At 62.3% G+C, this 23,746-nt stretch carries 21 protein-coding genes and 1 pseudogene; 9 read left to right on the plus strand and 13 right to left on the minus strand.

Annotation, left to right across the window (positions count from 1 at the left end):
- Position 1 precedes the first annotated feature (1 nt).
- Genes CAF53_RS22675 through mdlC form a run of 4 tightly spaced genes read right to left on the minus strand, consistent with a single transcriptional unit; the run spans position 2 to position 6,547 of the window.
- Positions 2 to 1,243 carry an MFS transporter gene (locus tag CAF53_RS22675; RefSeq protein ID WP_100239683.1) on the minus strand — a complete coding sequence of 414 codons (1,242 nt, stop codon included), beginning with the start codon at positions 1,241 to 1,243 and terminating at the stop codon, positions 2 to 4.
- Positions 1,243 to 3,423, minus strand: coding sequence for a TonB-dependent receptor (locus tag CAF53_RS22680; RefSeq protein ID WP_011950713.1), 2,181 nt, complete (start codon positions 3,421 to 3,423; stop codon positions 1,243 to 1,245). Before CAF53_RS22680 ends, CAF53_RS22675 begins: the two co-directional genes overlap by 1 nt.
- 51 nt (positions 3,424 to 3,474) lie before the next feature.
- Positions 3,475 to 4,914: an aldehyde dehydrogenase gene (locus CAF53_RS22685; RefSeq protein ID WP_011950712.1), complete on the minus strand. Its 1,440-nt coding sequence runs from the start codon at positions 4,912 to 4,914 to the stop codon at positions 3,475 to 3,477.
- A 31-nt stretch (positions 4,915 to 4,945) separates the two neighbouring features.
- Entirely contained in the window at positions 4,946 to 6,547 is a 1,602-nt protein-coding gene (gene mdlC / locus CAF53_RS22690; protein WP_011950711.1) for a benzoylformate decarboxylase, read from the minus strand.
- Between the two features lie 284 nt (positions 6,548 to 6,831).
- Here mdlC and CAF53_RS22695 point away from each other — a divergent pair, with 284 nt between their 5' ends.
- From CAF53_RS22695 to CAF53_RS22705, 3 genes are read left to right on the plus strand one after another with little or no spacing between them, the layout of a single operon-like run.
- Entirely contained in the window at positions 6,832 to 8,244 is a 1,413-nt protein-coding gene (locus CAF53_RS22695) for an FAD-binding oxidoreductase (protein ID WP_011950710.1), read from the plus strand.
- Between the two features lie 13 nt (positions 8,245 to 8,257).
- Positions 8,258 to 9,079, plus strand: a complete 822-nt coding sequence (locus tag CAF53_RS22700) for a class I SAM-dependent methyltransferase (RefSeq protein ID WP_011950709.1) — start codon at positions 8,258 to 8,260, stop codon at positions 9,077 to 9,079.
- A gap of 52 nt (positions 9,080 to 9,131) precedes the next feature.
- Positions 9,132 to 10,052 carry a LysR family transcriptional regulator gene (locus tag CAF53_RS22705; RefSeq protein ID WP_100239685.1) on the plus strand — a complete coding sequence of 307 codons (921 nt, stop codon included), beginning with the start codon at positions 9,132 to 9,134 and terminating at the stop codon, positions 10,050 to 10,052.
- Between the two features lie 112 nt (positions 10,053 to 10,164).
- On the opposite strand, the gene CAF53_RS22710 is transcribed toward CAF53_RS22705, so the two are convergent.
- From CAF53_RS22710 to CAF53_RS22740, 7 genes are all read right to left on the minus strand, one after another.
- A complete protein-coding gene (locus CAF53_RS22710; RefSeq protein WP_011950706.1) occupies positions 10,165 to 10,872 on the minus strand; it encodes an EthD domain-containing protein in 708 nt (235 codons plus the stop codon).
- Positions 10,873 to 10,896: 24 nt separating this feature from the next.
- Entirely contained in the window at positions 10,897 to 12,582 is a 1,686-nt protein-coding gene (locus CAF53_RS22715) for a CocE/NonD family hydrolase (RefSeq protein WP_011950705.1), read from the minus strand.
- A 28-nt stretch (positions 12,583 to 12,610) separates the two neighbouring features.
- Positions 12,611 to 13,543 (minus strand): 3-keto-5-aminohexanoate cleavage protein, encoded by a 933-nt coding sequence (locus CAF53_RS22720; RefSeq protein ID WP_041380309.1) that lies wholly within the window; start codon positions 13,541 to 13,543, stop codon positions 12,611 to 12,613.
- Positions 13,544 to 13,586: 43 nt separating this feature from the next.
- Positions 13,587 to 14,492, minus strand: a complete 906-nt coding sequence (locus tag CAF53_RS22725) for a 3-hydroxyacyl-CoA dehydrogenase family protein (protein WP_041380311.1) — start codon at positions 14,490 to 14,492, stop codon at positions 13,587 to 13,589.
- Positions 14,489 to 15,289, minus strand: a complete 801-nt coding sequence (locus tag CAF53_RS22730) for an SDR family oxidoreductase (protein ID WP_011950702.1) — start codon at positions 15,287 to 15,289, stop codon at positions 14,489 to 14,491. The genes CAF53_RS22725 and CAF53_RS22730 overlap by 4 nt, the downstream gene beginning before the upstream one ends.
- The gene (locus CAF53_RS22735) at positions 15,286 to 15,636 is read right to left on the minus strand and encodes a cupin domain-containing protein (protein ID WP_041380312.1); all 351 of its coding nucleotides are present in this window, start codon (positions 15,634 to 15,636) and stop codon (positions 15,286 to 15,288) included. Before CAF53_RS22735 ends, CAF53_RS22730 begins: the two co-directional genes overlap by 4 nt.
- A gap of 84 nt (positions 15,637 to 15,720) precedes the next feature.
- The gene (locus CAF53_RS22740; protein ID WP_197707542.1) at positions 15,721 to 16,593 is read right to left on the minus strand and encodes a cyclase family protein; all 873 of its coding nucleotides are present in this window, start codon (positions 16,591 to 16,593) and stop codon (positions 15,721 to 15,723) included.
- Between the two features lie 120 nt (positions 16,594 to 16,713).
- Between CAF53_RS22740 and CAF53_RS22745 the strand changes: the two genes are divergently transcribed.
- On the plus strand, positions 16,714 to 17,478 hold the full coding sequence (locus CAF53_RS22745; RefSeq protein ID WP_011950699.1) for an IclR family transcriptional regulator: 765 nt from the start codon (positions 16,714 to 16,716) through the stop codon (positions 17,476 to 17,478).
- Here CAF53_RS22745 and CAF53_RS22750 read toward each other — a convergent pair.
- The gene (locus CAF53_RS22750) at positions 17,475 to 17,924 is read right to left on the minus strand and encodes a MarR family transcriptional regulator (protein WP_011950698.1); all 450 of its coding nucleotides are present in this window, start codon (positions 17,922 to 17,924) and stop codon (positions 17,475 to 17,477) included. The genes CAF53_RS22745 and CAF53_RS22750 overlap by 4 nt on opposite strands.
- A gap of 88 nt (positions 17,925 to 18,012) precedes the next feature.
- On the opposite strand from CAF53_RS22750, the gene CAF53_RS22755 reads away from it, so the two are divergent.
- Genes CAF53_RS22755 through CAF53_RS22775 form a run of 5 tightly spaced genes read left to right on the plus strand, consistent with a single transcriptional unit; the run spans position 18,013 to position 23,106 of the window.
- Positions 18,013 to 19,701 carry an FAD-dependent oxidoreductase gene (locus CAF53_RS22755; RefSeq protein WP_011950697.1) on the plus strand — a complete coding sequence of 563 codons (1,689 nt, stop codon included), beginning with the start codon at positions 18,013 to 18,015 and terminating at the stop codon, positions 19,699 to 19,701.
- Complete coding sequence (locus CAF53_RS22760; RefSeq protein WP_011950696.1) at positions 19,698 to 20,756, plus strand: maleylacetate reductase; 1,059 nt, start codon at positions 19,698 to 19,700, stop codon at positions 20,754 to 20,756. The genes CAF53_RS22755 and CAF53_RS22760 overlap by 4 nt, the downstream gene beginning before the upstream one ends.
- Before the next feature lie 60 nt (positions 20,757 to 20,816).
- Entirely contained in the window at positions 20,817 to 21,746 is a 930-nt protein-coding gene (locus CAF53_RS22765; protein WP_011950695.1) for an intradiol ring-cleavage dioxygenase, read from the plus strand.
- On the plus strand, positions 21,743 to 22,453 hold the full coding sequence (locus CAF53_RS22770) for a CoA transferase subunit A (RefSeq protein ID WP_100239688.1): 711 nt from the start codon (positions 21,743 to 21,745) through the stop codon (positions 22,451 to 22,453). Before CAF53_RS22765 ends, CAF53_RS22770 begins: the two co-directional genes overlap by 4 nt.
- Positions 22,453 to 23,106 carry a 3-oxoacid CoA-transferase subunit B gene (locus CAF53_RS22775; RefSeq protein ID WP_100239689.1) on the plus strand — a complete coding sequence of 218 codons (654 nt, stop codon included), beginning with the start codon at positions 22,453 to 22,455 and terminating at the stop codon, positions 23,104 to 23,106. Before CAF53_RS22770 ends, CAF53_RS22775 begins: the two co-directional genes overlap by 1 nt.
- A gap of 23 nt (positions 23,107 to 23,129) precedes the next feature.
- Here the strand turns inward: CAF53_RS22775 and CAF53_RS22780 are convergent.
- Positions 23,130 to 23,446, minus strand: a pseudogene (locus CAF53_RS22780) (transposase); the annotation flags it as partial.
- Positions 23,447 to 23,746: the final 300 nt, after the last annotated feature.

Here is a 23,746-nt window from a genome sequence, read left to right on the forward strand (position 1 = left end):
CCTATGTCGCGTTCGGTACTTTTGCGGGGATGGACCCAGACTTGCGCGCCACGATCGCAGCCGCCGCAGCGGCGATCAGCAGCAGGGGAATCGCGCCGAGCAATACGCCCTGCTGGCCGATACCCGCCTGCAGCGCGACGCCGATCACGAGTGGCGAGACGATCCCGCCTAATCGCCCGGCACCATGCGCCCACCCCAGCCCGGCTCCGCGAACCGGTGCGGGATAGCATAGCGCGGAAATGGCGTAGACGAGCATCTGGCCGCCGAAGAGGAAGGCGCCGATCATGCCCACGCTGACCATCGCCCCGCTCGGTGCGCGCGCGAGCGCCAGCCATGCGAAGGCGATCATCATTCCCAGGAATGCGGACAGCACGACGCCACGGCCCGGCCGTCGATCATAGGCGGTCGATAGCAGCAGCCCCCCGGCCACAGCCGAAAGAGCAAGCACGACCAGCGAAATGCCGATGGTTTCCGGCGGCAGATTACGGGCGGCCAGCAATGTCGGCAACCAGCTGCCGATCATGTAATATAGCGCCGAGACGATGAAGTTCATGGTCCATATGGCGGCTGTCGTCATCGCCATTCCATTCCCGAACAAGATGGCCCGTATCGGTGCCGACGCCTCGGATCGTGGGGTTGAAGATATATGTCTGGGCACGATGGCGAGCACAAAGGGCACGAGCAGCAACGTGCCGAGCGCCCCGGTGACGAAGAAATCGCGCCAGCCAAGCGCGCCTCCCCCTACCGCCAGCATCATTCCGCTCGCCAGCGATCCGATGCTACCCCCGCTAGAAGAAATGGCGACCGCGCTGGCCGCATTCTCGCGCGGGGCGCAGCTTGCCGCCAGCGCCATTATGTTGGGATAGACCATGCCGATCCCGATGCCCGTCAGCACGCGGACCAGCAGCAGGGCGCCGAAGCTGGTGACGGTGATCGTCAGCAGCGAAAAGCACGCTGCCACCACCATCCCGATGATCAGGGCGTTCCGCCGACCGACCCGGTCACCCCAGCGCCCCCCGAGGGTCGCGCCCGCGAAAAATCCGAGCATCACGGCGGTCACGCTGACGCCGAACGCCCGCTTGTCGAGCGCCAGTTCCGCCGCCAGCCCGGGACCGGTGACGCCGATGCTGGCCAGATCGAACCCCTCGGTCAGTGCGATAAGCGTGCAGACCGCCAGCACCGGGCGGTTCCACCGACCGCCCGCTGCCTCCGTGTCCGCCTGCTCCGGGCCGCGCGCCGTCATCAAAAGTCCACGGTCAGCGACGCGCCATAGGTGCGCGGCGGCTCGTAGGTGATGCCCGTACCGGCGGCGACGGAGCCGATGAACGTGGGAATGGCCTTGTTGGTCAGGTTGCGCCCCCAGATGCGTACGCCCACGCCGCTTTCGCCGAACCGCCATCCCAAAGATGCGTTAAGCTTGGCGTAGCCGTCGACGCGCCGGATATTATCTGCTTCCGGATAATAGCCGTCATTATAATAGAGCGTGACGTTGGCGGTCAGCTTTCCGGAAGACAGCTCACGCGCATAGTCCAGCCCGATGTTTCCCGAAAAATCCGACGTGAACGGCAGCCGGTTCCCCTTGGCCTGGAAAACGCCGCTGGCGTTGCCGCCGCCCGGAAGCGGGGTGTTGATCACCGCGTTGGGAAAATCGCCGAAGCGGTCATGAATGAGGCTGGCCCCACCCTGTAGCGTCAACCCCGGCGCCAGGATCAGGGAAAGGTCGACATCCGCCCCGTAGACCGTCGCGGACGACCCGTTGCGGATACCAAGCGTGCCGCCCGAAGCGCCGATGAAATACGCGACCTGAATGTTGGAATAGTCATAATAGAAGACCGCCGAATTGATCCGCAGCCGACGATCGAACAAATCCAGTTTCGCTCCGAATTCGAAGGCGTCCAACACCTCGGGCTCATAGGGCGCCGCGCCCGGTGTGGTGACGTTGAAGCCGCCACTCTTGAAGCCCCGGTTGTAGGACAGATACAGCAACACGTCGGGTGTCGGCTGATAATCGAGCGCCGCGCGCCAGGTCAGCTTGTTGTAGCGTCGGCTGTCGTCCTGCGCCGCCGTCGCCAGCGTCGGCCCCGAGATCAGCGCCACGATGCTGCCGGTGTCGATGCTGCGCTTCTCCGTGGTGTAGCGCAGACCTGCCGTCGCCCGAAGCTGGTCGGTCAACGGAACCGTCAGCTGTCCGAAGGCAGCCAGCGACTCCGTCGACTGATTGCCGTCAACCGTCACTGTTCGTGGCGCCGGAGCGGTCGGCGGATAATTGGTCAGGATGCTGGGCTCGAAGCCGCTTTTCGACCAGAAATAATAGCCGCCGACCAGCCAGTCGATCGTCGACCCCCTTGTCGAATGAAGCTGCAACTCCTGGCTGAACTGACGGTCCTGCTGAGTGTTGTCGATGAACACCAGATTGGCGGGAGTACGGTCGAGATCCACGACGGAATGGAATGTAGAACGGCGATAGGCCGAAATACTGGTCAACCCGATGGCGCCGACATCCTGATCGACGCGCAGGCTGGCACCGCCCGCATCCAGGCTCTTGATCGACTGCGTGTTGTTGTTCGTGTCGAAGGGACCGGACGGCGGATTGGGATCATTGCGCGCGGGAGCGCCGGGGAACATGCGGGCTTCTGGATAGCTGCCCCTTGTGCGTGCATAGTCCGCGCTGAAAGTCACCTTCGTACCATCGGCGGGAAGGAAGACCATCTTGCCGCGAAGCGCCAGATCGTCCCTCACCGTATTGGCATCTTCGCCACGGGCGAAATTGTAACCGAAACCGTCCCCCTGATGCGCATAGCGCCCGGCAAGCGAAACACGGACCGTGTCGGAGCCACCGGCGATATAGGCGTCGGCAGAGACCGTGTCGTAATTACCGTAGCTGATCGCCCCGTTTCCGCTGAAACCGGGTTCGGGCTCGCGCGTCACGATCTGGATCAGTCCGCCGGTGGCGTTGCGTCCGAACAACGTCCCCTGCGGCCCCTTGAGCACCTCGATCCGCTCGATCCCGGTCAGCGAGAATATCGATGCGGGCGACGATGCCTGGTAGACACCGTCCACATACAGGGCCACGGTATTTTCAATGCCCGGACCGATGACGCTCGTGCCGATGCCACGAAGTCGGGGCAGCAGATAGCCCGCCTGTGCCGGCATCTGCAGCGACGGCGTGACCGTGGAAAGATCCTGCGCAGTCAGGACGCCTGTCGCCTGCAGACGCGACGCCGACAGGGCGGTGATGGCGATCGGCACATTCTGAAGATTTTCGCCCCGGCGTTGCGCGGTGACGATGATCTCCTCGACCTGGGTGTCGGACGTTGCCTGTTCCTGTGGCGGCTCGACCGCCTGCCCTTGTGCGAAGGACGGAGCGGCGTACATCGCGAGAGGCGCAGCCATCGTTGCGATACAATATTTATGATAGTTCATGACATCTCCTGATAGACGCGTTTGCCGCGCTCGGGATTGGTTTGCGGGCTGTCAGAAAGGGTATTGCCCTGGCTCGAGTCCGATTGTGATGAGCCGTAGCTCGGTGAATTCGGCAATCCCCGCCTTGCCGCCAAACCGGCCGTAGCCAGAGGACTTCATGCCGCCGAAGGGGAATTGGGCCTCGTCGTGAATGGTCGGGCCGTTGATGTGACAGATGCCGCTCTGGACCTGCGCCGCCAGGCGCAGCCCCCGTCCGATGTCGCGCGTGTAAATGGCGGCGGACAGACCATATTCGGTATCGTTGGCGACGCGCAGCGCCTCCGCTTCGCCCTTCACGCGGACAATTGTCGTGACCGGCCCGAAGCATTCCTCGTGATAGATCGCCATGTCCGGCGTTACGCGATCGACGAAGGCGGCGGAAAGATAGTTGCCTTGCGCGGGGGCGACCTCGTGCAGGACGGCACCTTTGGCGGTCGCATCCGCGACAATGCGTGACACGGTGGTCGTCGCGGACGGATCGACGAGCGAGCCCAGCGCGACGGGACCGCCGCGTGGATCGGCAGCCGTGAGGCCCGCGATCCGCGCCTTGAACTTGTCGACAAAGGCGTCGGCGATCGACTCGTCAACGACCACCCGCTCGGTCGCCATGCAGACTTGTCCCGAATTCATGTACGCACCAAATGTCGCCGCAGAGGCGGCTTCGTCCAGATCGGCATCGTCCAGGATGATGAGTGGCGATTTGCCGCCCAGTTCCAGCAGCACCGGCTTCATCTGCTCGGCGCAGAGTTTGGCGATGATCTTTCCGGTTCGCGTCGATCCGGTGAAATTGACCCGGCGAATGGCGGGATGCGCGATCAGCGCGCCGACAACATCGGGCGCATCGGCTGGCGCGTTGTTGACGAGGATCAGGACATCCTCCGGCACACCAGCCTCGTGCATGGTTTCGATCAGCATTTCATGCGTGCGCGGGCAGAGCTCCGAAGCCTTGACGATCACGGCGTTGCCACAAGCAAGCGCCATGGCGAAGGACCTAACGCCCAGGATGATCGGCGCGTTCCAGGGCGCGAAGCCCAGAACCACGCCGACCGGCGTCCTGATCGTCATCGCCAACATGCCAGGCTTGTCAGACGGAATCGTTTCCCCGCCGACCTGAGTCGTCATCGCCGCCGCCTCGCGCAGAGTGCCACAACCGTGGGCAATATCGAAATTGGCCCAGGGCGCACCCGCGCCGACCTCGCTGGTCTCCGTCTCCATGATGCTTGGCCCGCGCTCGGCCAGCAGGTCTGCCGCGCGCATGAGAATATTGCGGCGCGCGTTCGGTCCCAGCGCGGCCCATGCGGGCTGCGCGGCGCTCGCGCGGTCGCAGGCCGCGGTCGCGTCGGCAACCGTCATCGCGCAGCCCTGGCTCACTGTCTGGCCGGTAAGCGGGCTGGCCCGATCGAATGTGGCCGCCAGGCTGCCGGTCGGCTTTATCAGGGTTTCTGTATTCATAACCATCTCTCCCAGATACTTTTCTTACAGTTCAGGCGACCGAGACTTCGACAAGCGTCGGCCCTTTTGCCGCAAAGCTGGCGAGCAGTGCTCCGTCGATATCCTCAAGCGACCCAGCGGCGAAGCTTTCGACGCCGTAGCCTCGTGCGAGCGCGCAGAAATCGATGTCGGGCAATTCCGTACCGACGGTGCGGTCCAGCCCGAAATGACGGCCGAAATGATGCAGCGCCTCGTACCGCCGGTTCTTGACGATGACGAAGCTGATCGGCAGCTTCTGCTGCGCCGCCGTCCACAGCGCCTGGATCGAATAGGAACTGGAGCCGTCGCCGATCAGCGCGATGATCTTTTCGCCCGGACGCCCCATCGCCATGCCGACCGCCGCCGGCAAGCCATAGCCCAGCCCCCCGCTGGCCCCGGTGTAGAAGGTGTCGCGATCGATGATCGGCAGGCGCGCCTGCATCGCTCCGCGCGAACCGGGCGCCTCTTCCACGATCACGCTTCCCGCCGGGCGCAAGGCGGCCAGCCGCTCCATCAGATGGGCGTCGGTAAATGCGCCGCCCATATCGAGCGCCGGCGGCGCCGGGCGACGCGGCGGCGCGGATCGCGCGGCTGGTTCCGGTCCCGCCAGCAACGCCGCGACCCCGACAGCGGTGTCGGTGACGATCGACGTGCCGACCGGCGCCCAGCTTGCCGCGACCGGGTCATTGACCAGCTGGATCATATGAGCGCCTTCAGGAATATGCGGGCCCTCTCCATCGACATGGTAGGTGGAAAGTGGCCCGCCCAGCGTGAGAATGAAGTCGGTCTCACCAAGGCGGGCGACGATTGCCGCGCGGTCGCCGGGCAGGAAGCCCGCGAACAGCGGATGGTCCTCTGGAAAATTGTTGCGACCGCAGAGAGGGGCGACCCATACAGGCGCCTGGTGGCGCTCGGCCAGGGTGATCACACCATCCCATGCGCCGTCACGCGCCACACCACCGTTCACAACGATCGTGGGCTTTTTGGCTGCTGCCATCGCACGGGCAGCCTCGGCAAGGACCGCAGGGTCGCCCGCATAGCGCGCATGGACATCCCGCGTGGCCAGGGGCGGACAGGGGCGGTCCCAGTCATCGACCGGAATCGAAACGAAAGTCGGACCATAAGGCGGCTGCATGGCCACATAATAAGCGCGCGCGATGGCAGCAGGGACGTCTTCGGCGCGGGCGGGCTCACAGCTCCACTTTACATAGGGCCGGGGAAACTCCGTCGCCCGTTCGGCGAACAGGAACGGTTCGTAAGGCAGAATGGACCGTGATTGCTGCCCGGCGGTGACCACCAGAGGCGTCTGATTGCGATAGCTGGTGAACAGGTTGCCCAGTGCGTGGCCCAAGCCCGCGGCAGAGTGCAGATTGATGAACGCCGCATTGCCTGTGGCCAGCGCATAGCCATCCGCCACGCCCAATACGACCGATTCCTGAAGCGCGAGTACATAACGGAAATCATCGGGGAAATCACGGTACATCGGCAATTCGGTCGACCCCGGATTGCCGAAGATTGTCGTCATTCCCAGCGACCGCATCAGGTCAAGCGTGACGTCGCGGACGGTTGATGCTGCTGGAGTCGAGGCAGTGTTCTGAATGAGTGAACTAGTCATGCGTAATTACGTCCCCAACACAGGCATGATCCTGCCGACATGATTATGTTGCAGGAAATATGCTCGGCTGACCCGTACAAGGTCCAACGCGAAGTTTGGCAGCAGCCATACGCATCGCGCATGGCCATGCGCCAACCGTCGCGACATGCGGATACGGCATGAGGCTGGCCGAAATCCGCATTGGATCAACACAGCGGCAGGATACAAATGATCTGCACACATTCAGGCCGTACGCCCCCGCATGAGGCGACGGCGTCAGAAGTACAGAGGAGGGATTTCAGGGGATGGCCGACATCATCGAACTGCTGCGCGAACGACTTGGCGAAGCGTCCGTCACTTTGGCAGACGAGATTGAAAGCCGTCACATGAGTGACTGGCACGTCCCGGCTGAACCCGGCACCAAGCCGGTCGCGCTGGTACGCCCGCGCACACCCCAGGAAGTATCAGCGGTACTGGCTGCATGTACTGAAACCAGAACGCCGGTCGTGCCGCAAGGTGGGCTGACCGGGCTGGTCGGTGGTGCCACCGCGATCGATGGCGCGGTCCTGTTGTCGCTCGACCGGATGCGAGAGATCCTCGAACTCGACGCGACAGCCGGCACGATAACTGTCGAAGCCGGCGTTCCACTTCAGGCGATTCAGGAAGCCGCCGACGCGGTAGATCTCCTCTATCCGCTCGACATCGGATCGCGCGGCTCGTGCCTGATCGGCGGCAACGTGGCCACCAATGCTGGCGGCAACCGGGTGTTGCGCTACGGGATGACGCGCGATCTGGTATTGGGCATGGAAGTCGTTCTGGCCGACGGTACGATCGTGACGACGCTCAACAAGATGCTCAAGAACAACGTGGGCTACGACCTCAAGCAGTTCTTCATCGGCAGCGAAGGAACTCTGGGCGTTGTTACCAAAGTCGTGCTGCGACTGTTCCCCAAGCCGCGCTCCACGGCGACCGCCCTGTGCGCGTTCGACGATTTCGACAACGTCTACGCCTTTCTGCGCCGGATGCGGGCGGGCTTGGCTGACACGATGTCGAGCTTCGAAGTGATGTGGCCGAGCTTTTTCGAAGCGGCGCTGGACAAAGGCAACCATCGCCGCCCCTTCGCCGGTCAACACGCCGCTTATGTCCTGCTGGAAATGATGGGCACCGATCCTGAGCAGGACGGCGAGCATTTCGAGGCCGTGATCGGTTCGGCCATTGAGGCGGGCGAGGTGAGTGACGTGGTTTTGGCACAATCGATCGGCGAAGCCGACCGCTTCTGGGCAATCCGCGATATGTCGGGTGAACTGGACGGCGCTTTGGCGCCGCTCGTTGCGTTCGACATCAGCATCGAGACCGGAAGGATCGCGGCCTTTCTCGACGAGTGCGAACGCCGATGCCGCGAGCGCTGGTCGTCGGCGCGGATGTACAATTTCGGCCATCTGGCTGACAGCAACATTCACATGTTCGTCACGGTCGAGGAACGTCCGTTTCCCGAACACGAGATCGAACAGGTCATCTACGAATGCACGCAAGACTGGGGTGGATCGATCTCGGCAGAGATCGGCATCGGACTGCTCAAGCGGCCCTATCTCGCCTATTCGCGAAGCGAGGCAGAAATTGCGCTGATGCGGCGGGTGAAGTCGGCGCTTGATCCCCTGAACATCCTCAACCCTACCAAGGTCTTTGAACCGCTGGACATCAAACTCGCGGCAGAATGAGAAGGCAAAAACGATGACGAGTGCCAGCAGCCAATCCCCTTCGCCGATGCAGCGCATCTGGAGCTTGGGCGATTATCACCGCATCGCGGTCGAGCATCAGATCGTCAGCGAACTACTGGTTGCGAATATGGACGTGCGCGCAAACCAGCAGGTCCTCGACATCGCTTGCGGAACCGGTAACAGCGCGATCGCCGCCGCCCGCCGTCGCGCTGTCGTCACCGGCATCGACATCGCCCCTCCGCTGCTGGAGCGGGCGCGTCTGCGCAGCGAGGCTGAGGGTCTGGATTCGATCACCTACGATCATGGCGACGCCATTCAGGGCCTTCCCTACGACGATGGCCGCTTCGACGTCGTTCTCTCCACACTTGGGTTGAGCTTCTTCCCCGACCACCAGCAATCGATCGACGAATGCCTGCGCGTCCTGCGGCCCGGTGGAAAGATCGGCATCGTCGCCTGGGCCGAACCCAGCATGCCGACCGAATTCTATCATCTGGGCCGCGATAACAATGCGATACCCGAAGGTCGGCATATCAACCCTGCCTATTACATAACCCGCGGCCCCTATCTTGCGAATATCGTTGGCGATCGCGTCAGCGATGTCCGCATTCGACAGAGCAATTTCGAAGCCACTTATGCGACGATCGACGATTATCTTGATCTTGGGACGCAATTCCACGGCCCGACAATAGCCCGTTTCGCATCACTGCAAGACGATGCGCAGCGCGCTGAATACAGGCAGAAGCAGTACGAAATACTCGAGCGCTACAACCGCGCGGTGGACGGCACCTTTGCCCTCAGCTATGATTATACTGAGATAATTCTGGTCAAGCGCTAAGCCGTGACAATGCAGTCAGTTGACGTTTGGCGCAGGGGTCGATTGGACTGACATGATTGATTTTTCCGAGCGGCGATTGCGCGCGTTCATGGAGGTGGTGGAAGCGCGCAGCATCGGCCGCGCCGCCATCGCCATGAACATGAGCCAGTCGGCGCTCAGCAGGCTGATACAAGCGCTGGAGGAGATGCATGGCATCGACCTCTTCCAGCGTTTGCCGACTGGGGTAGTATTGACTCCTGCTGGCGAGGCGCTGGTTCCTCACGCCCGCTTACTGCTGTTCGAGATGCGCCAGGCCAGCGATTCCTTGCAGGCAATTCGCGGCTTGAAGCGCGGTGTCGCGCGGGTCGGAGCGGTGGCTGCCATAACCCGTTCGATCTTGCCAGGTGCCGTACGCCGAATGCTGGACGAAACGCCCGGCCTGCTGGTTCAGGTGACCGACTCGCTCGATGACCGGCTGGCCTCTGCCCTTACCGGCAATCAGATCGACCTGATGATCAGCGGCAAGGTCGAGTTGCAGGGCGAAATCCATCTGGTCGGCGAATGCCAGTTTGATGACACATACAGCATCATCTGCGCCAACGACCATGCGCTTGCCAAAGCTTCCACGGTCTCCATCGCGGATGTCCTGTCATTGCCTTGGGTGATGCCGCCGCTCGGCGCCACGCCGCGCGTCCTGTTTGAGGACATCGTCCGCCGCCTGGGCATTGAAATGCCGGCTGTCGATATAGAAAGCAGTTCGCCCAATGCGATCGCATCGTTCGTCATCGGGACGGGCCGTCTCGGCTGGATGCCGACCCCGTTGTTCACCAACGAACTGAGCGCCGGAAGCGTACATCGAATCCGGATAGCGGAGTTCGAACTTGCACGGCGGTTTTTCATCTATCGTCGCGCCAAGGGATTGCTGCCGGCCCCTGCGCGCGAACTTGTGCGGCATCTTCCCATGGTCGGCCGAGATCAAATACAGCAGTCTTGATGCCTAGGCTGACCGGGGAGCCGGTTTCGATCAATGCAGTTAGTGATCGGCCGGCCCCTCGTCAGCGACCGGCTGATCGGAACGGGGGCGCACGAAGCGCCTCCGTTCGGGTTTACATGCGGATGCGTCCGCCCACTACTACGATCGAGAGGCACTCGCCGATATCCACCAGCTTCTTCTCGCCGTCTGCCAAGCCCTGACGAACGAGCGCATCAGCATCAGCGAATGAATCGAAGAACGTGGCGGCGACGCCATCGAAGTCCTGAGGCGGCATGATCGCTGTAGGATGCCCCTCCGTGGGGATATTGTGGATGCGCTTCTTGGCCAGAGCGCGATAGGCATCGTTGCTGGCCAGCGAACGACCATAATCGGCCCATTGGACCTGGAATTCCTCCGGCGTCATGTCCCGACGACGACGCACGTAGTCGAACGTCTTGTGCGTCAGTTCCTCGCTGGTTGAAGAGAACTGCTCTTCCTCATCAAGAAAGACGAGAAGAGCACGCGTCAGGTCGTTGAAGTTCTCTTCGTCGGGCCGGATAGTCGAAAGATATCCCTCATCCTCCATGATATTCATCATGCGGGTCAAATTATCGAAGCACAGTTCCACCACGGAATCACGGGTCTTATCATGGCGGTACAGCGTTGCGATATCAACGTTGTCCTCAGGCAGCATCGTCCGGTTTTGCGTGGCGTGCAGGATGTTCGCCGCGATCGCAGGCAGTGAAGTTGCCATGGGCGCATGGACATTGGCCATGTAGTGGAAAAACTCCGGGCGGCTCAGCGTGGGCCGGCGGCAGGATGCAATCATCGCCTTCAACATTTATCGTCTCCTAAATTAAGCTATTCAAGCCTTTGGGATTATTGGCAGCAGGATGTGGGAGTCATATTCCCCCCCGCTATGCACGATATGCGTACCGGCGTTGCGGGTCTTGAGGTGCGAATTGCTCGCGGGGTCGTCCAGATAACGGTAGATGTCCTTCCCCTTGATGACGACGCGCAGCGTCTCACCGGCGCGGAACAGCGTGGAGGACGGCCAAACTCCGATTTCCACCGGCACGATCTCCCCGGGCACGAGGCGCTGTTCGCTTTGATGGCGATGAAAAGGTTCAGCCTCGGTCGACCGTTCGGGATCAAGTTCGCGGTGGCTTGCGCGCAGCCAGCCAAGCGCGACGGGGCCATCCACATGCGTGGCGAAGAACGGGAAGCCCACCGGATCGCCCGCCTTGTCCAGCTTCTGGACCGCCACGAACAAGTCCATGTCGTCCGACCCATCGGCCTCGACCCACAGCTTGAGCTTCATCGGCCCGGTAACCTCGGTGTCCTGCGCGAACTTGTGGTCGAAGGTCAGCGGCGTGTCACCATCGGCGGCATAGCGCGCGTCCCCCGCCGTGGCGGGCTTTTCACCAACCAGCGTGCGTGCAGCGGTGTCCAGATACATCGGCGTCCACGCGGTACGCGCCAGCGGCCATTCGCGTTCTTCCCGCGTTTCACCGACATAGGCGCTTTCACGAACCTCGATGGTGATCAGCGGTTGATCGGTGAAGCGGTCCTCCCGACCCAGCAGGAAACGATCGAAGAAGGCCCGCTGCAACTCGACATTTTCGGGCGCGTAGTACTGCTCCCACTTCTTGCGGCCATGCACGCGCAGCCACTTGTCCTTTGAGGCGATATTGCGCCACGCGTTGATCGTGCCCTTGGTATGCAGCCCCTGATCCGACCAGCTCGCGCCGACCAGGGCGGGAACCTGCACCGACTTGATGTCGGGGTTTTTGAACTTCCAGAACCCGTCGTCGAAGGGATGCGCGTCGAAGTTCGCGTTCATGTCCTCGGCGGTCTTGTTTGGCCAGCGCATGACCTGATCGATCAGTGCGGTGTGGCCGGTCTCGCGCATGCCGCCGTGATAGGCGAATTCGCGATAGCCATCGGACCATGCCTCCCAGGGAATGATCGCGGCCAGATGCGGTGGCTGCAACCCGGCGATCTGCCAGCAGACCACGCCCGGGTAGGAAACGCCGATGTAGCCGACCTTGCCGTTGCTCCACGACTGGACACCCGCCCATTCGCAAAGGTCGTACATGTCGCTGCGCTCGACATCGCCGAAATTGTAATAGATGCCCTCGTTGTTCCATGTGCCGCGCGGATCCGGGTAGATGACGGCATAGCCATGTTGCGTCCAGTACGCGGGATCGGGCGCTTCCCAGCCGGTGTGGTCCGAAATCAGGCCCGGCGCGACGTTCATAGCTTCGGGCAATTTGGAATTGGTCGCGTGCTTGCCGAATGCCGCCCAGCAAACGATCACGCCCAGTTCCGCGTCGTCGGCAGCGTCGGCGGGCAAATAGACATCCGCATAGAGCTTGACGCCATCGCGCATCGGCACCGACACATCGCGGAGGATGCGCATCCCATCGACCCGCTCTTCGCGCGGGTTCGGCGGATCACAGGCCTTGTTGCCATAACCGACAGTAATCTTGGGACCGTTGTCGGCGTGACGGGTCAGCAATTCCGCCGTCGTGAATGCGCCTTCGCTCATGATCTTCTCCTAACGAAACTTTTATTGTTCAGAAATTGACCCCATCACCGCCCTTGAGGCCGAGCATCTCGCGCGCCTCGTCGGGGGTGGCCGGCTCCAGCCCCATTTCGGCCAGGATGCGTTTGGCCTTCTGCACCTGCTGCGCGTTCGACACGGCAAGCTTCCCTCGCTCGATAAACAGGCTGTCTTCCAGTCCGACACGCACGTTTCCGCCCAGCAGTGCCGCCTGGGTAATGAAGGGCATCTGGTAACGCCCCGCCGCCAGTACCGACCACTGATAGCTGTCGCGCCCGAACAGACGGTCTGCCGTCCCCTTCATGAAGACCAGGTTTTCAAGATCGGCGCCGATGCCGCCCAGAATGCCGAAGATCATCTGAACGAAAAACGGCGGCTTCACCAATCCCCGATCCAGAAAATAGGCGAGGTTGTAGAGATGCCCGACATCATAGCATTCATGTTCGAACCGGGTGCCGTGATCGGCCAGAAGCTCGTAGTTGCGGCGGATGTCGGCGAAGGTGTTGCGGAAGATGAACTTCTCGGAGTCGAGGATGTACTGGTTTTCCCATGGAAATTTCCAATTCTCCACCTTGCGCCCCATGTCGTGGAACGCGAAGTTTATGGATCCCATGTTGAGCGAACACATTTCGGGCGAGAATGCGAGCGCGCCGGCCAGGCGGTCCTCCGGCGTCATGTCGGGGCTGCCGCCGGTGGTCAGGTTGATGACCGCGTCGGTGCCCTGCTTGATGACCGGCAGGAACTGGCGATAGACATCGGGGCTGCCGGTCGGCGCGCCGGTTTCGGGATCGCGCGCGTGGATGTGCAGGATCGCGGCGCCAGCCTCGGCAGCCTCGATGGCCTGTCGCGCCAGATCGGCAGGCGTGTAGGGCAGCGCGTCCGACAAGGTCGGGGTGTGGATTCCGCCCGTGATGGCACAGGTGATAATGACTTTGTTTGACGCCATGATGCTCAACTAATCCCTGAAAATGTTGCCCCGGCAAGGCCGTTCATGTTCCCACGCTCCGCGCATCGAGCAGATGGCGTACAAGCCGTGCGCGCACCGCCTGGATCGCCTCGGGACTCCATGTTCGGAATCCCTCGCCACTCTTGAACCCCAGCCTGCCTTCCGCGACCTGCTGTTCGAGAAATTCGTGCGGCCGGTCGTGCCGGTCGAGTTCGGGCATGATCGTGCGATGGATATCGAGCGTCAGGTCCAGACCGACCAGATCGGCATTCTCCAGCGGCCCCAGCACCGGAAGGCGCAGGCCGAAGCTGTGCTTAACGCAATCGTCCAGCGTGGCGGCATCGCAAATACCCTCTGCGACCATCGCGATCGCTTCGCGCCACAGCGCATGCTGCAAACGGTTGGCGACAAAGCCGGGCAAATCCTTGCGAATATGGGCCGGCCTTTTCCCGACGGAGGCGAGGAGCTCCATTGTCCGGGCGACTGTTTCCTCACTCGTGCCCGGGGCCTGGATCACCTCGACCAGCGGCACCAGCGTCGCCGGATTCCACCAGTGCGTCCCGACGATCCGGTGCGCCGTCGGCAACCCTTCGGCAATCGCGCCGCATGGAATGACGGAGCTATTACTGGCGAGGATCGCATCCGCCGGCGCCGCCTCAACAAGCTGCGCGAAGATGGCGCGCTTGAGCGGCAGCTTCTCAGGGGCGGCCTCCGTAACGAAGCCGGCGTCCGCTACGGCCTCGGCCAGATGCTCCACGGGCGTAACACGCTCTGCAAACGTCGGATCGTCGCCGAGCTGCGCCAGCCCCTGGCGCACCCGTTCGACCAGCGTACCGCGCGCGGCAGCGTCCGGTTCATGGACCGTCACCGCATGGCCAGCTGCGGCGAAAACCTGCGCGATGCCGGCTCCCATCAACCCGCCGCCGATGATCCCGATGCGCATCATCATCCCGCCGTATAGCCGCCATCGGCGTAGACGATGTGGCCCGTGTGGAAATCGGACGCCCTGGAGCAAAGGAAAAGCAGCGGCCCCGCAAGGTCCTCCGGCTCGCCGAGGCGGCCGATCGGCACGCGGGCAAGGAAACCGTTGCGCACGTTCGTGGCGTTGTCGTTATCCTCGAACATCCAGGCCGTGACCGGAGAACGGAATACCGTTGGCGCGATCGCGTTGACGGTAATCCCGTACTTGCCCCATTCGCAGCCCAGCGCCTTGGTCATGCCGTCGATCGCCGATTTGGAGGTGCAATAGGCCGAATATCCCGCCGGATGGCCAAGCTTGCCGCGCGCCGACGAGGTAAATACCACCTTCCCGCCCCTGCCCTGCTCGATCATCCGTTTTCCCGCCGCGCGCGCCATCAACCAGGCGCCATCGACATTCGCCGTCATTACCTTCTGGAAACGATCCGGCGCCATATCGACGATCGGCGAGACATCATTCATCCCCGAGGCGATCACGAGGATATCGACGCTGCCATAAGCTTCGACTGCGGCCGCGACGATCGCATCGCAGTCTGTCTCGGTATTCGGGCGGCGGTTGACCGGAACCGCTTCGATTCCGGCCTCGGCCAGTTCAGCAGTCAATGTCGCGAGTCCGTCCTTGCTGCCGGCCGTTACGACCAGCCGGGCACCCGACTTGCCAAGCGTGGCGCAGACCACCTTTCCGAAGGACCCCGTCGCGCCGACGATGATCGCCGACTTGCCCGCGACATCAAACAGGCTTCCCGTATCGATCCGGGGCAGGCTCATGCTGCTTTCACCGGAGAAGGCATCACTACCAGCATGGTCGCCATAATATTGCCGTCGTTGCGCACGGCACGCGCTTCGCCGCCGGGAATGAAGCAGCTGTCGAGCTTGCCCAAAACCTGCGTCTCGCCCGAGCCCAGTTCGATCGTCACTTCGCCCTCGATCACGACATAGATCTTCCCCAGCGGTCCTGCGTCCATTTCGGCGCCGCCACCTGGCAGGAAGTAGGACAGGCCCGTCCAGGCGAAGTCTGCGCCGCTGGCCTCAAGACCCTGCAGGCGAAGCGACCGCATGTCGTAATGCTTCGGCGCAATATAGGTTTTGGCGTCTGCAAGGCGCACGACTTCCATGTCCGATCCTCTCGATCTTCGGCTGCCTGCCGGTTTATGCTCCATCGGCGTGGCAGCCCCAGGGCCGCCACGCGCGAAGAGTGCTCAGTCGTTGTCCTTGCCGGTTTCGATCCGGAAATTGCCGGTAGGATCGACAATCGCCACAAGGCGGACGATGCAGCCATCGCCCTTCTTCCAGCGCCACGGGAAGGCGGCGAAGGTCACGCGCTTGCCGGTTACCTTGTCGATATCGCCACCGACATTCTCGAACCCGCAGATGCCCGCCGACAGGATCGCGTTGTGGCAGGGTTCCCACTCAGGGAAATCCTCGATCACCTTGCGGCCGGTCAACTGTTCATATTCGATATTGACCTGGGGGATGAGGCCATGCGGCGCGCCCGTGCCGTGCGGGCCGATCGCGGTGCCCAGCGGATGGTCGAGCGCCTGGGTGTCCGACCCGCACATCTTGACCTTCTTCTGCACGAACCACTCGCCCGCTTCCTTGTAGAAGCCCGGCGAGTAGGCGTAATAATGGCGGTTATCGCCGTAATATTTATGCCAGCCGGTGTTGACGATCACGATGTCGCCTTCTCGGATCTGCGGACGCGCATTCTCCAGGTCTTCCGCCGTGATCACTTCCCATTTCTTCTTGGGGATCGACACCACGACACCGGTGCCAAAGAAATAGGGCAACGGCACTTCGTCCATGAACGGCGTGCCCGGGACCACGTGCGCCGGGGCATCGATATGCGTCCCGGAATGCATGACGGTAGTGATCTTCTGCGTCAGCACGCCCGATCGGGACATGCCATGCAAGCGCTCGATCTTGACGTCCTCGAAATAGGGCCAGCACGGCTGTCCAAGGCCCCAAGGGTGCGACAGGTCGTAAAATTCAAGGCCCATGCTGTTGAGCAAATTGGACTCTTTGAACTGGCATAGCGTCTCATCGCGCCAATCGCCTTCTTCCCATCCGGGCATTCTACTCTCCTAGCGTGATGTACCGATATATGGTACTTTATGTATGAGAATATGGTATTCCAGGCTATGTGGACATGTCAACAGTGGACAAAGCACAAAGTGAATTGCAGAGAGGCTTCGATGGCAAACAGCGATGAAAAGGGAGGACCGGGCGTCGTAGCGCGCTCGGCGGCGATCATGCGGGCGCTGGCCAGTTCTCAGGACGGCTTCAGTCTGGGCCAGATAGCCAAGCAGGTCGGAATGGCACGGTCCACTGTACAGCGCCTGGTTTATGCGCTCGAATCCGAGGGTTTGGTAATGTCCGGTGCCGCTGCAGGGCAGATAACGCTCGGGCCGGAAATCTTGCGACTCGCCTCCTCGATGATGCCGGCTCTGGCGACGCGCGTGCGACCGATCATGACCAAGCTTTCGGAGCAGACGCAGGAGACCATCGATCTTGCGACCATTCGCCGTCGTGGCGTCCTATTCATCGACCAGATTCCCGGTCAGCACCGACTCGCGGCAGTTTCGCATGTCGGAGACCAGTTTCCGCTTCACTGCTCGTCGGTCGGCAAGGCGTTCCTGGCGCGCATGAAGCGCGCCGAAATTGAAGCGTTGATCGGAACCAGCTACGAGCGGCGGACGCCGCACACGCTGACCGAAATCGGTCCGCTTCTCGCCAGCCTGGAACAGACCGCGCAAACCGGCTTCGGCTTTGACGAGGAAGAACATTCCGAAGGCATCTGCGCGATCGGCTTCGTCCTGCGCGATGCATCCAGCCACTGGTACGGGCTCTCCATACCCGTTCCGCTTCAACGCTATACCGCCACGCGCGATCACCTGACCGCCATGCTGTCGCTTGCGCGCGAAGAACTTGCGCAATCGCTTCGGTCCGACCCCATCTAGATTTCGCACCCGTCTGCCAGATATGTCCGCAGTGCGCCGATCATCTCCGTGAACGCCGCGCTTCCGATCCCCTGCCTGGCTTCCGATTCGGCCTGTTCGATCGCAGCTCGAAACGCCTCCAGCCACTGACGGCCCTCCGCCGTGAACCGGACGATCCTGACCCGCGCATCTTCCGCAGACGTTTCGCGGAACACCAGGCCTATCGCTTCACACTGCACGACCAGTTCGCCCATCGCCTGTTTCGTCATGGCTGCGCGGCGGGCCAGCTCGGTGATCGCAGTCCCGTCCAGGTCCAGATTGCGTGTCAGGCCGATATGGCTCGTGCGAACCGCCGTATAGCCCTGCTGATGCAACAGGTCGAACACCCGGCCTTCAAACCGGGCAATGGCCCGATTGAGCAGACGCCCCATATTCTGCCGCCGCCATGCCTGATCGCCGTCCATCACGATTCAATATTCCTCCGGATCACCAATTTAGTAAGGTGGCTTGACTATTTTCAAGTCTAACGTATTTTTGAGGATAAGGAGAGGCGATATGGCAAATGTCGTGCAAGCATCGTGTGAAGTCCTGATTGTCGGCGGAGGACCATGCGGCCTGATGCTCGCGATCGAACTGGGCCGCCGCGGGGTCGACACCATCCTGATCGACGCCAAACCGGGAACGGCACGCAACCCCCAGGCGAACGCCACCCAGGCACGCACGATGGAGCATTATCGGCGCCTGGGCTTTGCCGATGAGGTACGCGCGCTGGGCCTACCCTCCGATTATCCCACCGACATCGCCTATTTCACCCGCTACGCTGATCGCGAGCTGGCGCGGTTCCGCCTCCCCTCGGCGCACGAGGCGCAGGCCTCCGTGCGCAGCATGGCAGGCTCATGGAGCGCTGCCGAGCTTCCCCATCGGGTGTCGCAGAAGTTTGTCGAAGAGGCCTTGCTGCGGCACGCCCGCAATCAATCGAGCGTGCGCATGATGCACAGCCACAGGCTAACCTCTTTTGCAGAAGCGGTGGATAGCGTGACCGCCAAAGTCGAACCGACCAAGGGTGGCGAAGCGCTGACGATCCATGCGCGCTATCTGGTGGGGGCCGATGGCGCGCGCAGCCAGATACGCCGCGCACTCGGAATCCAGATGGTGGGCGAAAGCGGCGTCCAGCGCGATTTCTTCGGTGGCCGAATGGCTGCAGTCTATTTGCGCGCCAAGGATTTCTACGCGGAAACGGGGCATGATCGTGCTTGGATGTATTGGGCGTTCAACACGCAGCGCAGGGGATGGCTGGCTGCGGTGGATGGCAACGGCGAGTTCTTCTTCAATACCCAGCTACGGACCGAGGAAGAGGAACGCCCTCTCGACAAGGCTTTCGTAACCGAACTTTTCACGCAGGCCACCGGCCGGCCAATCGATTTCGAGATTCTGGAAACCGGCGTCTGGATCGCTGGCCACTGCCTCGTGGCCGAATCACTCGGCCGGGACCGGGTGTGGATCGCCGGAGACGCCGCCCATCTGTTCACGCCTGCTGGTGGCAACGGCTACAACACGGCAGTTGAGGACGCGGTGAATCTGGCGTGGAAACTTGCCGCTGCAGCGCGCGGTCAAGCTGGACAGACGCTGCTCGAAAGCTACGATATCGAGCGCCGCCGCATCGCTACCCGCAACACCGGCTATGCCCGCGAACTGGCGCGATCCATTGGCGAGTTCGTGCCATCACCGCTGATCGAGCAGGACGGGCCGGAAGGCGATCTGGCCCGGCAGGAAGCAGGAGTCTATCTTGAGGCCCATGCGCGCCGTGAGTTCAATATTCCGGGCATCACCTTTGGCGGCCGCTATGACGGTTCACCCGTGATTGCATGCGAGGATGCCGCGCGCCCGCCTGACCAGATGAACGTCTATCAGCCGACCGCTCTACCCGGCGGACGCCCCCCTCATGCGTGGCTGCCTGATGGAACTAGCCTGTACGACCGGTTCGGGCCGGAATGGACGTTGCTCGTGCTTGCATCACCCGATGGGGCGACAGATGCGCTGCGCGCTGCCTTTGCGCTGGTCGGTCAGCAGCTCGATATCGTGCTGCTGCCGGACGAAGGCCTCGCCGCGCTCTATGAGCGGCGCATGGCGCTGATCCGGCCCGACCAGATTGTCGCATGGCGGGGTGATGCACTTCCCGATGATCCGGCGCAGCTCGTCCGACACTTGCTTGGGCACCACACTGCGGCAGTGGTTCCGGCATGATCGGCTTCGTCCACACAGCCCTTCCCGGTCGCGTCATCTTTGGCCATGACACCCTGCCCCGCGTCGCAGAGGAAGCGGAACGATCTGGCTTCAAACGGGCGCTGGTGCTGACGACGCCGCAGCAAGTCGATCAGGGCAAGGCCGTACTCGACCTGCTGGGCGAACGCGGATGCACCCTGTTCGACGGGGCGACGATGCACACGCCGGTTGAAGTTACCGAAAGGGCACTTTCCCTATTGGCGGATCATGGTGCCGATGGACTGGTATCGATCGGCGGCGGTTCGACCATCGGTCTGGGCAAGGCACTGGCGCTGCGCACCGGGCTGGACCAGATCGTCATTCCCACAACCTATGCGGGTTCGGAGATGACGTCGATTCTCGGCGAGACAAGGGACGGCAAGAAGACGACTCTCCGATCGCCCGACGTGCTGCCGGAAACCGTGATCTACGATGTGAGCCTGACGTACGGGCTGCCCACCGCGATGTCGGTCACATCCGGCATAAACGCCATCGCCCATGCCGCCGAAGCGCTCTACTCGGCTGAGGTCAGCCCCATTATCGCCATGATGGCGCAGGAAGGCATCCGCACGCTTGTCGAAGCGCTTCCAAGCATTGCGGCCAACCCGCGCGACGCAGCCGCGCGCGATCTTGCGCTGCGCGGTTCTTGGCTTTGCGGCACATGTCTGGGCAGCGTCGACATGGCCCTGCATCACAAGCTGGCGCATGTGCTGGGCGGCATTTTCGACCTGCCCCATGCCGAATTGCACACGGTGCTGCTTCCCCATGCGCTCGCCTATAACCTGCCGGCGGCACCCAAGGCGACCGAGCAGTTGCGCGCAGTCCTCGGCCAAGATCCCGCCACCATTCTGCGCGATCTGGCCGTGCGACTGGGAGCGCCGTCGTCGCTTGCGGCGCTGGGCATGCCGCGCGACGGCGTTGATCACGCAACGGTGGCGGCACTGCAGGCGCGCTATCCAAACCCCCGAACCCTCGAAGAACAGGGGATACGCGGGCTGCTCGAACGCGCTTGGGCGGGGGATGCTCCCCGCGCTTAGACGGGACGGCAGCCCCATTGCTTTGCCTGCAATCGACTTCCCGATCTGTGGAGACCATCCGTGACCACCAACGAAACGCCATCGGAAAACACCGCCCCTCAGGTTTTCCCCCTGTTCACCGAAGAGGGATCGGCGGAGGCCGTAAATGCACGCATCGGGCCATCAACCGGTCCACGCTTGCGCACCGTGATGGAAGCAGCAGTCCGCCACCTTCACTCTTTCGTTAAAGAGGTCGAACCGACTCATGACGAATGGGAAACCGCGATCGAGTTCCTTTCGGAGACCGGGCGGATGTGCACCGACTGGCGGCAGGAATATGTGCTGCTGTCCGACGTTCTTGGCGTGTCGATGCTGGTCGAAACGATCAACCATCGGCGAGGTGGAGGCGGAACCGAAAATACCGTGCTCGGCCCCTTCCATGTCCAGGGCGCCCCGCACTACCCGAACGGTGCCGACATCCGGCTGGACGAACGCGGCATACCGCTGGTGGTGCGCGGACAGGTGCGCGATGGTGAAGGACGTCCCATCGTCGGCGCAAAGATCGATGTCTGGCAGACCAACGAGGACGGCTTCTATGACGTCCAGCAACCGGATCAGCAGCCGCGCTGGAACTTGCGCGGGTTGTTCACCAGCGACGCGGAAGGCCGATACGGCTTCATCACCGCGCGGCCCCGCTTCTACCCGATCCCGGACGATGGCCCGGTCGGCAAGCTGCTCGGCGCTCTCGGCCGTCATCCCAATCGGCCAGCGCATATCCATTTCATCGTTACCGCGCCGGGATATGACCAGGTGGTGACGCATATCTTCGCGTCCGACTGCCCCTATCTCGAACAGGACGCGGTGTTTGGGGTCAAGGATACGTTGGTCGTCGATATCATTCCCCGCGACGATGCGTCCGCTGCCGCCGCATTTGGCGTGACAAACCCGTTTACGGCGATCGAATGGAATTTCGATCTCGTCCCCGCGCCCGGCTCGGACACCGTGTCATGACCAGCAAGATTTACGATAGCCCTGCCTCCGCCCTTTCCGGCCTGCTGTTTGACGGGATGACAATCATGTCAGGCGGTTTCGGCCTGTCGGGCAATCCCGAAAGCCTGATACCGCAAGTACGCGCAAGCGGCGTGAAGGAGTTGACCGTCATCTCCAACAACGCCGGCGCAGATGGCTTCGGCCTCTGGACGCTGCTGGAAAGCCGACAGGTACGGAAGATGATTTCCTCCTATGTCGGGGAAAACAAGCTGTTCGAGAGCCAGTATCTGTCGGGCGAGCTGGAACTGGAGCTGAATCCGCAAGGCACACTGGCCGAGCGTATCCGGGCGGGCGGCGCGGGCATTCCGGCGTTCTACACCAAGACCGGCGTCGGCACGGTCGTTGCCGAAGGAAAGCCGGTAGAGACATTCGAGGGCGAGGACTATATCCGCGAAACATGGCTGCGCGCCGACCTTTCGATCATCAAGGCGTGGCGGGCAGATCCGGCGGGCAACCTGATGTTTCGCAAGACGGCGCGCAACTTCAACCCGAACATGGCGACCGCGGGCATGGTCACGGTGGTCGAGGTCGAAGAGATCGTGGCCGAAGGGAGCTTAGACCCTGACTGTATCCACACCCCCGGCATCTATGTCGACCGCATTGTGCTGAGCACCATCAACGAAAAGCGGATCGAGCAGTTGACGGTCCGCGAAAGGGAAACGGTATAATGGGCTGGACCCGTGATCAGATGGCGGCCCGCGCCGCGCAGGAACTGCGTGACGGCTATTATGTGAATCTTGGCATCGGCATCCCGACGCTGGTGGCCAACCATCTGCCCGATGGCGTCAACGTCACGCTCCAGAGCGAGAATGGCATGCTGGGAATCGGGCCTTTCCCCTATGCGGGCGGGGCCGATCCCGACCTGATCAATGCCGGCAAGCAGACCATCACCGCATTGCCGACGTCGAGCTTCTTCTCTTCGGCCGACAGTTTCGCGATGATCCGTGGCGGCCATATCGACATGGCCGTGCTGGGGGCAATGGAAGTGGCCGCTAACGGCGATCTGGCTAACTGGACCATTCCCGGAAAGATGGTCAAGGGCATGGGTGGCGCTATGGACCTGGTCGCGGGCGTCAAGCGCGTGGTCGTGGTGATGGACCATGTGTCCAAGGACGGCAGCCCCAAGATTCTGCCAAGGTGCACCCTGCCACTGACCGGCAAGGCGTGTGTGGATCTCATAATCACCGACCTGGCAGTCATCGCGGTCGATCGCGTCCGGGGCGGCCTCACGCTTCTTGAACTGGCGCCCGGCGTGCACGTAGTCGACGTGATTGAAAAGACCGCCGCCCCAATTGCGGTCACGGATCGTCGCGCCGTCTGACCCCCGCCTTCGCGGGGCAGGCTCCGGCTCTTGGAAATGCCGTCCATGCCGAGCGCCTTGACCAGATCGTCGACTGAGCGGGTCGAGATACCCTGGATGAAGGCTTCCTAGATCACCTCTGTCAGCGCCCGCTCCGCCATACGGCGCGGCTCCGGTAGCCGGGGAAGTAGCTGGCCTTCCCGAGCTTGGGGATGCGCAACTCTACGGTCCCGGCCCGCGTCTGCCATTCGCGCTCGCGGTGACCATTGCGCTGGACAAGCCGCGTCGGCGACTTCTCGCCGTAGCCCGCCCCGGTCAGGTTGCCGACCTCCATCTCCATCAAGCGCTCGTGTCACGCAAAATATCGGCGTCAGGGGTATTCTCTGACCAGTGAACGCAGGTGCGTCATCGGATCAATCGTCGTGGTTCCTTCCATCAGGTTCGAGCGTCGCAACCCAAACCTATCCGAAAATCACGGTGACCAACTCAGCGCCCGGCTACACCACCTCCCGGGGCACGATCAGTTCCAAACCCACCCGCTGTCTGCTTTTTCGCCCGTGCCGCGGCCGCGTCTGGTCGCTCATCTGCGCCGATCGACAGAGTTCTAATTCGCCCGAAGCGCAAAGCCACGAAAGGACGTGCGCATCCCTATTTAACAGGA

It is taken from the genome of Sphingobium sp. LB126, from assembly GCF_002795205.1.
GTDB classification, from domain to species: domain Bacteria; phylum Pseudomonadota; class Alphaproteobacteria; order Sphingomonadales; family Sphingomonadaceae; genus Sphingobium; species Sphingobium chungbukense.